11 protein-coding genes, 2 tRNA genes and 1 pseudogene are annotated in these 12366 nt (G+C 65.3%); 8 read left to right on the top strand and 6 right to left on the bottom strand.

What is annotated here, in order from left to right; translation table 11 throughout:
- Positions 1-117 precede the first annotated feature (117 nt).
- The 4 genes from AC5W54_RS14460 (at position 118) to AC5W54_RS14445 (ending at position 3235) form a co-directional block, all read left to right on the top strand.
- Positions 118-1245 (top strand): methionine ABC transporter ATP-binding protein, encoded by a 1128-nt coding sequence (locus tag AC5W54_RS14460; RefSeq protein ID WP_495962784.1) that lies wholly within the window; start codon positions 118-120, stop codon positions 1243-1245.
- Positions 1226-1879, top strand: coding sequence for a methionine ABC transporter permease (locus tag AC5W54_RS14455; RefSeq protein ID WP_495962783.1), 654 nt, complete (start codon positions 1226-1228; stop codon positions 1877-1879). The genes AC5W54_RS14460 and AC5W54_RS14455 overlap by 20 nt, the downstream gene beginning before the upstream one ends.
- Before the next feature lie 73 nt (positions 1880-1952).
- Positions 1953-2765, top strand: coding sequence for a MetQ/NlpA family ABC transporter substrate-binding protein (locus AC5W54_RS14450; RefSeq protein ID WP_495962782.1), 813 nt, complete (start codon positions 1953-1955; stop codon positions 2763-2765).
- A complete protein-coding gene (locus tag AC5W54_RS14445) occupies positions 2762-3235 on the top strand; it encodes a GAF domain-containing protein (RefSeq protein WP_495962781.1) in 474 nt (157 codons plus the stop codon). The genes AC5W54_RS14450 and AC5W54_RS14445 overlap by 4 nt, the downstream gene beginning before the upstream one ends.
- A gap of 41 nt (positions 3236-3276) precedes the next feature.
- On the opposite strand, the gene AC5W54_RS14440 is transcribed toward AC5W54_RS14445, so the two are convergent.
- From AC5W54_RS14440 to AC5W54_RS14420, 5 genes are all read right to left on the bottom strand, one after another.
- Positions 3277-3353 (bottom strand) — tRNA-Val (locus AC5W54_RS14440).
- A 35-nt stretch (positions 3354-3388) separates the two neighbouring features.
- Positions 3389-3465: transfer RNA gene (locus tag AC5W54_RS14435), tRNA-Val, on the bottom strand.
- Between the two features lie 204 nt (positions 3466-3669).
- The gene (locus tag AC5W54_RS14430; RefSeq protein WP_495962780.1) at positions 3670-5349 is read right to left on the bottom strand and encodes a glycerol-3-phosphate dehydrogenase/oxidase; all 1680 of its coding nucleotides are present in this window, start codon (positions 5347-5349) and stop codon (positions 3670-3672) included.
- A 112-nt stretch (positions 5350-5461) separates the two neighbouring features.
- Positions 5462-6967: a glycerol kinase GlpK gene (gene glpK, locus AC5W54_RS14425; RefSeq protein ID WP_495962779.1), complete on the bottom strand. Its 1506-nt coding sequence runs from the start codon at positions 6965-6967 to the stop codon at positions 5462-5464.
- Between the two features lie 76 nt (positions 6968-7043).
- Positions 7044-7865 (bottom strand): MIP/aquaporin family protein, encoded by an 822-nt coding sequence (locus AC5W54_RS14420; protein ID WP_495962778.1) that lies wholly within the window; start codon positions 7863-7865, stop codon positions 7044-7046.
- A 548-nt stretch (positions 7866-8413) separates the two neighbouring features.
- Between AC5W54_RS14420 and AC5W54_RS14415 the strand changes: the two genes are divergently transcribed.
- From AC5W54_RS14415 to AC5W54_RS14405, 3 genes and pseudogenes are all read left to right on the top strand, one after another.
- Entirely contained in the window at positions 8414-9172 is a 759-nt protein-coding gene (locus AC5W54_RS14415) for a DeoR/GlpR family transcriptional regulator (protein ID WP_495962777.1), read from the top strand.
- Positions 9173-9315: 143 nt separating this feature from the next.
- Positions 9316-10290 (top strand): annotated as a pseudogene (gene glpD, locus AC5W54_RS14410) (glycerol-3-phosphate dehydrogenase); the annotation flags it as partial.
- Between the two features lie 158 nt (positions 10291-10448).
- Positions 10449-10817 carry a glycerol-3-phosphate dehydrogenase C-terminal domain-containing protein gene (locus AC5W54_RS14405; protein ID WP_495962776.1) on the top strand — a complete coding sequence of 123 codons (369 nt, stop codon included), beginning with the start codon at positions 10449-10451 and terminating at the stop codon, positions 10815-10817.
- A gap of 74 nt (positions 10818-10891) precedes the next feature.
- On the opposite strand, the gene AC5W54_RS14400 is transcribed toward AC5W54_RS14405, so the two are convergent.
- Positions 10892-11575, bottom strand: coding sequence for a helix-turn-helix domain-containing protein (locus tag AC5W54_RS14400; RefSeq protein WP_495962775.1), 684 nt, complete (start codon positions 11573-11575; stop codon positions 10892-10894).
- Between the two features lie 311 nt (positions 11576-11886).
- On the opposite strand from AC5W54_RS14400, the gene AC5W54_RS14395 reads away from it, so the two are divergent.
- Entirely contained in the window at positions 11887-12348 is a 462-nt protein-coding gene (locus AC5W54_RS14395) for a hypothetical protein (protein WP_495962774.1), read from the top strand.
- Positions 12349-12366: the final 18 nt, after the last annotated feature.

The raw sequence follows: 12366 nt of genomic DNA, 5'->3' as shown, positions 1-12366 counted from the left end.
CCGTGAAGTGCAGCTAAAAGGGTGTGTCCAGCGTTGATGGCCACCCGCCAGGGTGGCCTTTTTTTGCCCCGCTGCATGGCCCGCGCCGCCCGGGCGCCCTCCCCTGCGGAGGCTTTCATGATCCGACTGCACAACGTTTCCAAGACCTACTATCTCAAGGGCGGTCTCAAGGGCGGCCTCAAGGGCGGCCTCAAGAACCGCGGCAAGGGGGGTGCCGATGCCTCACCCGGGCGAGACGCCGGGCCCAGGGCCATCGAGGCCCTGAAGAACGTCGATCTGCACGTCCCCCAGGGGCAGATCCACGGCGTCATCGGCCTGTCCGGCGCCGGCAAGTCGACCCTGATCCGCTGCGTCAACCTGCTCGAGCGTCCCACTGCCGGCACCGTCATCGTCGACGGCCAGGAACTCACCGGCCTCGCCAACGACGCTCTCAACCAGGCGCGCCACCGCATCGGCATGATCTTCCAGCACTTCAACCTGCTGACCAACCGCAACGTCTTCGACAACGTGGCGCTGCCGCTGGAACTGATGGGCATGAAGCGCGCCGAGATCCGCGAGCGGGTCACGCCGCTGCTGGAGCTCGTGGGGCTGGACGACAAGGCCGACCAGTACCCCGCCCGGCTCTCCGGCGGCCAGAAGCAGCGGGTCGCCATCGCCCGGGCACTGGCCAGCCGCCCGCGGGTACTGCTGTGCGACGAGGCGACCTCGGCGCTCGACCCCCAGACCACCGGTTCGATCCTGGCGCTGCTGCGCGACATCAACCACAAGCTCGGCCTGACCATCCTGCTGATCACCCACGAGATGGAGGTGGTCAAGTCGATCTGCCACCGGGTCAGCCTGATCTCGGGGGGCGAACTGGTCGAGGAAGCCGACGTCGGCGATTTCTTCACCGCCCCGCGCACCCGCCTGGGCCGCGAGTTTCTCAACGACTTCCTGCAGCTCGAGCCGCCCCGGGCCCTGATCGAGCGGCTCGAGGAGGCCCCGGGCGAGCACACCCATCCGGTGGTGCGCCTGGCCTTCTCCGGCGACGCCGTCTCGACCCCGCTGATCTCGCGGCTGGCCCGGGAGTGCGGCGTGGACGTCAGCATCCTGCAGGCCAAGGTGGAATCGATCCAGGAGCGCACCCTGGGGCTGATGATCGCCGAGCTGATCGGCACGCCCGGCGAGACCGCCCGCGCCATCGACTATCTCGAAACCCATGACCTTCACGTGGAGGTGCTCGGCCATGTCCAGCGCGATGCTTGACCTCATCATCAGGGCCACCCTCGACACGCTCTACATGGTGGGCGTTTCGGGGCTGATCTCGACGCTGCTCGGGGTCCCGCTGGGCGTCTTGCTCTACGTTACCCGCCCGGGCCAGATACTGGTCCACCCCCTGGCCAACCAGGTGCTCGGCACCGTGACCAACATCGGCCGTTCGGTGCCCTTCATCATCCTGATGGTGGCGATCATCCCCTTCACGCGGATGATCGTCGGCACCTCCATCGGCACCAATGCCGCCATCGTGCCGCTGACCATTGCCGCCATCCCCTTCGTGGCACGCCTGGTGGAGGGCGCCCTCAACGAGGTGCCGCCCGGCCTGGTGGAGGCCGCCCAGTCCATGGGCGCCACACCCGGCCAGATCATCGCCAAGGTGCTGCTGCCGGAGGCCAGGGGCGGCATCATCACCGGGCTGACCATCACCGTGGTGACCCTGATCAGCTATTCGGCCATGGCCGGCGCCGTCGGTGGCGGCGGCCTCGGCGACCTCGGCATCCGCTACGGCTACAACCGCTTCGACCCCACGGTGATGCTGATCACCGTGGTGATCCTGGTGGTGCTGGTGCAGGGCTTCCAGATGCTCGGCGATCACCTGGTGCGGCGTACCGACCACAAGTAACCGGGAAAACACTGATTTCAGAGCCTTATCCGCCGACGCCACCTGAGCGCGGCATGCAAAGGAGAATGACGATATGCAACTGACCCTACCCCGTCTGCTCGGCGTCGCCGCCCTGGCCGGCGCCACCCTGCTGGCCGGCTGCGGCGACGACTCGGCAAGCGACAACCGGGCCATCAAGGTCGGCACCGTGGCCGGCCCCGAGACCGAGGTGATGGAAGTCGCCGTCGGCATCGCCCGGGAGGAGTTCGGGCTCGAGGTGGAGATCGTCGAGTTCACCGACTACGTCTCGCCCAATGCCGCCCTGGCCGACGGCAGCCTGGACGCCAACGCCTACCAGCACGAGCCCTACATGCAGAGCATGGTGGACGACCGCGGCTACGACTTCGCCATCGCCGGGCGCAGCTTCGTCTACCCCATCGGCGCCTACTCCGAGAAGTGGGAGAGCATCGACGAGTTGCCCGAACGCGCCATCATCGCCCTGCCCAACGACCCCTCCAACGAGGGCCGCGCCCTGATCCTGATGCACAACCAGGGGCTGATCGAGCTCGACGACCCGACCAACCTGGAAGCGACACCGATCAACGTGGCCGACAACCCGAAGAACTTCCGCTTCCGCGAGATCGAGGCCGCCCAGTTGCCGCGCGTGCTGCCCGATGTCGACATGGCCTTCATCAACAACACCTTCGCCCAGCCCGCCGGCCTGAGCCTGGACGACGCCCTGATCAAGGAGGGCCCGGAGTCGCCCTACGTCAACCTGATCGTGGTGCGCGGTGGCGACGAGGAGCGCGAGGAGATCCGTCAGTTGGTGCAGTCCTACCAGCGCGACGAGGTCGCCGCCAAGGCGGAGGAGCTGTTCAAGGGGGCGGCGATCCCCGGCTGGAAATGATGACACCGAACTACGCCCTGCTCGCCCGCCAGCTCGACGCCCTGCTCGACACCCGCGATTGGCTGACCAACAGCGCCCAGACCTGCGCCTTCGTCATGCAGGAGATTCCCGACCTCAACTGGGTCGGCTTCTACCTGCAGCGCGAGCCCGGCCTGCTCGGCCTGGGGCCCTTCCAGGGCAAGCCGGCGTGCCACCCGATCCCCTTCGACAGGGGCGTCTGCGGCGCCGCGGCGCGCACCCGGAAGACCCAGCGCATCGATGACGTCCACGCCATCGCCGACCATATCGCCTGCGACACGGTGTCGGCTGCCGAGCTGGTGGTCCCCATCGTGGTCGACGACCGGCTGTGGGGCGTGCTCGACCTCGACAGCCCGCTGCGCGGCCGCTTCACGGCCGCCGACCAGGCCGGCATCGAGGCTCTGTTGGCGGTATTCGTCACCAACACGGACCTGGAAATGGGTCTGGAATGAGCAACGCCCCCGCAGCGAGGCTGCGGGGGCGTTGCGGAAGCTGGTAGGACCAAGCGGATTTGAACCGCTGACCTCCACGATGTCAACGTGGCGCTCTAACCAACTGAGCTATGGTCCTGTCACGCTGTTGCCAGGATCGCAGCCGCCGGGGATTGGTAGGACCAGGCGGATTTGAACCGCCGACCTCCACGATGTCAACGTGGCGCTCTAACCAACTGAGCTATGGTCCTGCATCACCGCTACGGCATGTCTTCGCCGTGACAACGGATGCGTATTTTACCCATCCACCCCGGAAATGCAAGTCCTGAAACGGCCCCCACCCGGTATCCAGCAACGCCGCGGGATCAATGACTTGACTCAAGCGACCGAGCCGCGCGGCCGGTGCACGCCCCCGTCATGTCGACGGGGGCTCCAGTATGCCACGGCCCCCTGCCCTACCAGTTCAGTGACTCGGAGTGAGCCGGATTGTCGGCCTCGGCCTCGAGACTGAGCCTTTCGGGGGTCCATTCAGGGGGGGCGGCGAAGTACTCGTCGAAGCGTTCCCGAGCCTGGTCGCCGAAGAGGATCTCGCAGGCCTCCATCAGCCCCGGGGAGTGGCGGATCCTTGCGTTGCTGACCACCAGGGAGATCTTCGAACGACGACGCAGGAAATCCTCGAGCCGGGTGATCATCTCGCGACGCTGTGCCTGACCGAGTTCGCAGCGCAGATACTCGGTCCCCTCGATCAGCAGCTCGCCCTGACGCGGGTCCTCACGGATCTCCTCGAGCATGTCGAGGGCGTGAGTGCCGTAACGCCGCCACAGGCGGGCCGTCAGGGGCTCGGAGGCCCCCGGCGAGGTCATGGCGTCCAGATCCATCAGCTCGGCCTGATGAAGAAACTCCTTCCTGACCGATTCGGCGGGCTCGCCGTACCAGCGATAGTCCGGATACGGCACCGAGACCCCGAGCCGCTTCACCTCGGCGACGATCTCTTCCCCGACGTTCAGGCAGTCGGTGAGCTTGCCGCCGAAGATGCTGATATGGGCCTCGGCATCGTCGGTATCGATGGCATGCTTGCGCGAGAGTTGCAGGAAGTCACGCCCCCCACTCGCGCTGGCCTTGACCGCGAGTGGACGCACGCCGCAGCGGGAGGCAATGATGTCCGCCCTGCCCAACGGCTTTGCCAGTTGCAGACGCTTGTTGATATTGTCCAGCACGAACTGGGTATCCTCGTCCGTGACATGCACCTCGGGGTTATCCACCCGGGTATCGGTGGTACCGATGCAGGTGTGCTGCCCCATGGGGATGACGAAGAACAGGCGTCCGTCGTCGGCGAAGAACGCCAGCACGCGCTTGTTCTCGGTCAGGCGTGGCACGATCAGGTGGATGCCCTTGGAGTAGACATGCTGGTGCCCGGCCTTTTGCCCGGTCAATTCATTGTGCTGGTCGACCCAGGGGCCCGCAGCGTTGATCAGCACCCTCGAGCGGATCTCGAAGGTGTCGTCGTTCATGACGTTACGGGCACGTGTGATCCAGACGCCATTGTCACGCCGTGCGCCCAGCGACTCGACATAGTTGGCCGCCATGGCCCCGTAGTTCAGCGCGGTGCGCACGAAGTTGAAGACGAAACGCGCGTCATTGTCGTGCAGATAGGCGTCGGAGTATTCGAAGCCTCCGAGGGAATCCCGGGTATCGATGATCGCCTCCCGGTTCTTGATGGCAGAAGGGGTCAGGAAATGCGGAATCCGCGTGAAGCCGTTGCCCATCAGCCAGTAGAGCCAGCTGCCGGCCCAGAGATAGCGCGGGTGGTAGCGAAATCCCTTGGCGATGGTGGTCAGGAAACGGATCTCCTGGACCGTGGAAGGGAAGCTCTTGATCAGGTGATTGCGGCTCTTGCAAAGCTTGCGCACCAGGGCGAAGTCGTAGCTCTCCATGTACTTGATGCCACCCCATACCAGATTGGAGGAGTGCATGCTGGTCTCGCCGGCGAAGTCGCCGCGGTCGATCAGGCCGACCTTGACGCCTTGGCCGGACAAGGCGGCGGCCGCTGAAGCGCCGTTGATGCCTCCGCCGATGACCAGGACATCGAAGGTCTCGCGGGAAAGTTTCTCGATATTGCTGTCACGCAATTGCATGAAGGGCCCCTTCACGGGTGAATGAGGTTCTGTCCGGAGGACACCGACAGAGAGCGTCCAGGCGCCCGTCATGTTCGATGGGCCCCGGGGAAACACCTGCTGACGAAGAGGGTCACTCCTCCTCGTCCCGCTCCCAGTCCATGGTGCGCCGGACGGCCTTCTTCCAGCCCTTGTAGCGGCGCTCGCGGCTGGCGGCGTCCATGTGGGGCTCGAAGGTGCGCTCCAGAACGCCCTTGCCGACCACCTCCTCCTGGGTCCATAGGCCCACGGCGATGCCGGCCAGATAGGCCGCGCCCAGGGCGGTGGTTTCCGTGACCTGCGGGCGGTCGACGTTGACCCCAAGCATGTCCGCCTGGAACTGCATCATGACAGTGTTGGCCACGGCCCCCCCGTCCACGCGCAGGGACTTCAGCGTGATCCCGGAATCGGCCTGCATGGCATCGATGACATCCTTGGTCTGGTAGGCCAGGGAATCCAGCGTGGCCCGGATGATGTGTTCCTTGCGGGTGCCGCGGGTGATCCCGAAGATCGCACCACGCGCATACATGTCCCAGTAGGGCGCGCCCAGCCCGGCGAAGGCCGGCACCACGTAGACCCCGTCGGCGTCTTCCACCTTGCCGGCGTAGTACTCCGAGTCCTCGGCCGAATCGATGAGCTTGAACTCGTCACGCAGCCACTGCACGGCCGCCCCGGCGATGAAGATGGAGCCCTCCAGGGCATAGCAGACCTTGCCGTCCACGCCCCAGGCGATGGTGGTCAGCAGGCCGGACTTGGATGTTACAGGGGTCTCGCCGGTATTCATCAGCAAGAAGCAGCCGGTGCCGTAGGTGTTCTTGACCATCCCCTTCTCGAAGCAAGCCTGCCCGAACAGGGCGGACTGCTGATCACCGGCCATGCCGGCGATGGGCACACGGGCGCCGCCGAACATCTCGGTCCCCGTGGTTCCATAGACCTCGCTGGAGGGGCGGACCTCGGGAAGCATGGTTTCCGGAATACCCAGCTCCTCGAGCATGCGCTTGTCCCACTCCAGGGTGCGGATGTTGTAGAGCAGCGTCCGCGAGGCGTTGCTGTAGTCGGTCACATGACGCTCGCCACGTGTCAGGTTCCATACCAGCCAAGTATCCATGGTGCCGAACAGCAGGTCGCCGCGCTCGGCCCGCTCCCGGGCGCCCTCGACGTTGTCGAGGAGCCAGCGGATCTTGGTGCCGGAAAAATAGGCATCCGCCACCAGGCCGGTGGCCTCACGGATGTAATCCTCCAGGCCACGCGCCTTGAGTTCGTCACACAGCGGCGCGGTACGCCGGTCCTGCCAGACGATGGCGTTGTGGATGGGCTTGCCGGTGTGGCGATCCCACACCACCGTGGTCTCGCGCTGGTTGGTGATGCCGATGGCGGCCACTTCGGAGGGCTTGATGCCATGGGTTTCCAGCACTTCGCGGGCCACCCCCATCTGGCTGCCCCAGATCTCCATGGCGTCATGCTCCACCCAGCCTGGGGTCGGGTAGTACTGGGTGAACTCCTTCTGGGCGATCCCGACGATCTGCGCGTCGCGGTCGAAGAGGATGGCGCGGCAGCTGGTGGTGCCCTGGTCGAATGACAGGATGTATTGTTTTTCCATGGGGGGTTACCTCGTGTGGTTCGGATAGGAGGTTGTTAGTTGTGGCTTCCCGTTGCGGGCTGGGCTGCTGCGACCTTCATTCCTGCTCGGGTAGCGGATGCCGATGCGCCCACCACCGCTCGACGATGAAATCGACCGCCAGGCACATCACCATCACGGCCAGGGCAAGCGACATGGCCAGCGCGCTGCCTTCAATGAACACATGGCGATAGAAGAGACCGCCGGCGGCCCCGCCGATCAGCGGCCCCACGACGGGAATCCAGGCATATTTCCAGTTCGACCCTCCCTTACCGGCGATGGGCAGGATGAAATGCGCCAGGCGCGGTCCCAGATCCCGGGCCGGGTTGATCGCGTAACCGGTGGTGCCACCCAGGGACAAGCCGATGGCGAGGATGAAGAGTCCGATGACCAGGGGATTGAGCCCCTGGGTGAATTCGTTGGCGCCGATGGCGAGCACACCCAGGACCAGCACGAAGGTCCCGATGATCTCGCTCATCAGGTTGGAGGGCGTGTGGGAAATCGCCGGGGCGGTACAGAACACGGCCAGCTTGGCGCCCTTGTCCCGGGTAGCTTGCCAGTGCGGATAGTAATGCAGCCAGACCACCACCGCCCCCAGAAAGGCACCGATCATCTGGGCCAGCACGTAACCGGGCACCCTCGACCAGGGGAATTCGCCGATGACCGCGAGGCCGACGGTGACCGCCGGGTTGATGTGGGCACCACTGAACTGCCCCACCGCATAGATCGCCATGGCGACGCCCAGCCCCCAGCCGAAGGTGATCACGATCCAGCCGCTCGCCTCGGCTTTCGACCCCTTCAGGACCACACCGGCGACGACACCGCCTCCGAAGATGATGAGGATCATCGTGCCGAAGAGCTCTCCCAAAAAAGGTGTCATGGCCTTACCTCATACTGTCGTTGTAGTTGCCGATGGAATACGCGAATTGAATGTTCGGTTTCAAACATTAATGTCTGTTTTCGATCATGACAATGCCCATCGTCAGAAAAATCGGCAGATGATCTCATCCTTCTGTTATTATAGACATTTCTACCCATTAGACTTTTGTCTAAAGCTACAAGGCGGTAAAATCAGCTTCCTTTCATGAACGCTTTAGCTCAAAAATCGCTTTCTCATGTTCTTGTTCGAACTCATTGCGCAAAGCCAAAGCCGCCGGCAGGGCATGGCCGGCCTTGCAGGCCACTGAGGCAAGGCAGGAACTCGGGGGGGAGATCGGCAGGAGCCCAGTCCGATGCTTTTGGCTCCGATCATTCACGCTTGAACAAACAGCCCTTCGAGAACCAGAACATCGTGAGGCACTGAAAAAGGGGAGCCAGTCACTCTCCGGTGGGCAGAAGGAAGCGCCGTCGCTGCTACCGACTCCGCGCGCCCAACCATCCCCCAAGTGACAAAAATGCAGTAGAATCATGCTTAGCCAAGGAGATGCCATGAACCAGCAGCAACGCCAGGATGCCATCGTCGACCTGGTCCGCCGCCAGGGCTATGCCAGCATCGAGCAGCTTACCGACCACTTCACGGTCACTCCCCAGACCATCCGTCGCGACCTCAACGCCCTGGCCGGCGAGGGCCTGATCCGCCGGGTCCATGGCGGCGCCGGGCTCGAGTCGAGCACGGTCAATACCTCCTACAACACCCGCAAGACCCTGAACCTGGAAGCCAAGCGCCGCATCGCCGCCCTGCTCGCCAGCCACATTCCCGACCACTCTTCGCTGTTCATCAACATCGGCACCAGCAACGAGGTGGTGGCCGAGGCCCTGCTCGAACACCAGGGCCTCGAGGTGATCACCAACAACCTCAAGGTGGCGGCCATCCTCCAGCACAAGGAGGACTTCAACGTGATCATCGCCGGCGGCCAGGTGCGCCCCCGGGACGGCGGTATCATCGGCGAGGCCACCATCGACTTCATCAACCAGTTCAAGGTCGACTTCGGCATCATCGGCATCAGCGGCATCGACGAGGACGGCTCGCTGCTCGAGTTCGACTATCAGGAGGTGCGGGTCGCCCAGGCGATCATTAGCAACTCGCGCCAGGTGTTCCTCGCCGCCGACCACTCCAAGTTCCACCGCAACCCGGTCGTACGCCAGGGCAACCTGGGCCAGCTCGACGCCCTGTTCACCGACCGCCGTCCGCCGGAGACGATCCTGCGCCTGCTCGAAGCCCACGACGTGGCCCTGTATATCGCCTGACCCCTCGCACCTTGCCCCCTTTCGCCCGCCCCGAGGGGAGAAATTCGCCTTGCCACTTGATGTTCGATTTTGATTCATCTATTTTCGTTTTCAAACATCCATCATGACGGCAGCGGCCCGGCCCGGTCGGACAGGAGACATCCATGAGTGGCAAGGCAAACGACAGGCTCGATCTCTTCGTCATCGGGGGCGGCATCAACGGCGCCGGTATTGCCGTCGATGCCGCCGGGCGAGGCCTCAGGGTGTCGCTGTGCGAGCAGGCCGACCTGGCCAGCGCCACCTCCTCGGCCAGCAGCAAGCTGATACACGGTGGTCTGCGCTACCTGGAGCATCGCGAATTCCGCCTGGTTCGAGAAGCACTGCGCGAGCGCGAGGTGCTGCTGGCCAAGGCGCCGCATATCATCTGGCCGCTGCGCTTCATCCTGCCCCACCGCCCTCATCTGCGGCCGGCCTGGATGCTGCGCACCGGTCTCTTCCTCTACGACCACCTCGGCCGCCGGCAGCGCCTGGCCGGGTCGCGAGGCGTCAAGTTCGACGACGACGACGGGCTCAGCCCCGACATCTCCCGCGGTTTCGAATACTCCGACTGCTGGGTGGACGATGCCCGTCTGGTGGTGCTCAATGCCATCCAGGCACGGGAGCATGGCGCCGAGATCCTGGTACGCACCCGCTGCATCGAGGCCCGGCAGGAGGCGGACCACTGGGTGATTCGGCTGGAGGATGTGGAGAACGGCACGCGCTTCGAGCGCCGGGCGCGGGTGCTGGTCAATGCCGCGGGGCCCTGGGTGGAAAGCGTGGTGCGCCACCAGGCCGGACGGCGCTCGCGCTACGCCATCCGCATGATCCGCGGCAGTCACCTGATCGTGCCGCGCCTCAACCACGACGAGCGCGCCTACATCCTGCAGAACAGCGACCGGCGCATCGTCTTCGTGCTCCCCTACGAGGAGTCGTTCAGCCTGATCGGGACCACCGACAGGCGCCACCATGGCGACCCGGGCCGGGTGACGGCCAGCGAGGAGGAGATCGACTACCTGCTCGAGGTGGTCAACGGCCACTTCCGCCGCCAGTTGGGGCGCAGCGACGTGATCGCCACCTTCGCCGGGGTGCGCCCGCTGTGCGACGACGAGTCAGCGGATCCCTCGGCCATGACCCGCGACTACACCCTCGACCTGGACACCACCGGGCCCCCTTGCTGTCGGTGTTCGGCGGCAAGATCACCACCTACCGCAAGCTCGCCGAGACGGCACTACGCTCCCTGCGTCACTACCTCCCCGGGATGGCGGGCCCCTGGACCGCCACGGCTTGCCTGCCCGGCGGTGACATCGGCGACCAGGCGGACTTCGCCGTCCGACTGCTGGCCGACTACCCCTTCCTTGGCGAGGCCAGGGCGCGGCGCTTCGCCCGCAGCTACGGCAGCCTCTGCCTGCGCTTCCTCGAGGGCGTGCGTGACGAGAGCGAGTTGGGTGAGGCGTTCGGCGCGGGGTTGACGAGTGCCGAGGTGGACTACCAGATCGACCACGAGTGGGCGCGCAGCCCCGACGACATCCTCTGGCGCCGCACCAAGCTCGGGCTGCGCCTCGACCCTGGCCAGACCCAACGGCTGGCCGAACACGTCGAGATGCATCGGCGCCTGATGGCGGCCTGATGGCGATCCTTCGGGCAACCCGCCACGGCGCTGAGCGCCACCGGGTCCCACCACCTTCTGCCGGGAGACCGTCGCTACCCGCTTCCCCGCCGCCCGCTCGACTCGGCCAGCCGGATGAGCCGATCGAGATCGAGAATGTGGAAGTCGCGCCCGCTGGCCTTGAGCAGCTCCTGCTGCTGGAAGCGCGCCAGGGTGCGGCTGACGGTCTCCACCGTCAGGCCCAGGTAGCTGCCGATGTCGCTGCGCGACAGTGCCAGGCGGAACTGCGTCGGCGAGTAGCCGCGACGCCGGAAGCGCGCCGATATGGCGACGAAGAAATACGCCAGGCGCCCGCCGGCGGTCCGGTGCAACAATGATCTGAGCATCAGCCGCTCGTTGTGCATCTCCTGGCTCAGGTTGCGACACACCTGCTGCCGCAGCTCCGGCAGCCGTATGCCGAGCTCGCCCATCCGCTCCCGGGACAGCACGCTCACCGTCAGGGTCTCCAGCGCCAGGGCCGTCCCGGGGTAGACATCCTGACCCATGGCATCGAGCCCCACCAGGTCCCCCGGCATCGCGTAGGCCATGACCAGGGGGTCCCCGCCGTGGATCGTCGACACCTGCTTGAGGCTCCCGGAGCGCACCAGGAACAGCCCGGTGAACGGGTCGCCCTGCTCGAAGAGCGCTTCGTCCTTCCTCAGCAGCGTGAATGTCTCGGTATCGTGAAGTTCGGGGATCTCATCCAGGGGTAGCCCCAGGGGCAGGCGCAAGCAGCTCATGTCGGTGATTACGTCATCTCCAGAAGGGTCGTTGGCGTGATCGGCGACACGAGGCCGCGCCGCTCCCGCTCGCCGAGCCCTGACACCATGCCTGAAATTACGCATCCACGGTGCATCATTCGGCACGATTCTTGACAACTGTCACTCGGTGCCGGGCTTTCCACTGGCACCGGGGGAGTTCCGGGCATTCGTCGCGGGAGTTGATACCTGTCATGGCCGTTACCGCCGTCCGCTCACTACTCTGACAGTCGGCCAACGCCCAGCACCTCGCTGCATCGCCATGCGAGTCTTCCCCGGAGGTATGACACCCCATGAACACCTTGATCCCCCTCACCCTCCTGCCCCAGGAACAGCTCGCACTGGCCAGTGCCCATGAGACGAAGGAGAGGCACCGCTATCGGGGTCTCGCGCGCAGGCTCCGGCCCACCGCCCCCGAAGCGAGTCGTCTGATGGCCGAACTGGGCAGGGAGTGCGAACAGCGACTCGAGACCCTGCAGGACGCGGCCAGGGCCCTGGGACTTTCCGCCTGCCTCGTCAGCGACGACGCCGAGGCGTCGCCGCAGGACAAGCGGCAGCGCCTCTTCAGCGTCGATGCCGCCCTGGAGAGGCAGGCGCTCGAACAGACCCTGGCGGGCGCCGAAGCCTCGCGCCGGTTCTTCGAATGGCTGCTGGAAACCAATGCCACGCCGGAGCTGTATCGGCCACTGCTCGCTTGCGTTGCCCAGAAACGCGCCGAATGTCGCGTCCTCGGCGAGAGGCTGGCGCAGTCCTAGCAGCCGAACCGGCAGCGA

The organism is Halomonas sp. LMYGS-3, assembly GCF_059509875.1.
This window is presented reverse-complemented; position numbering and strand designations above follow the sequence as displayed.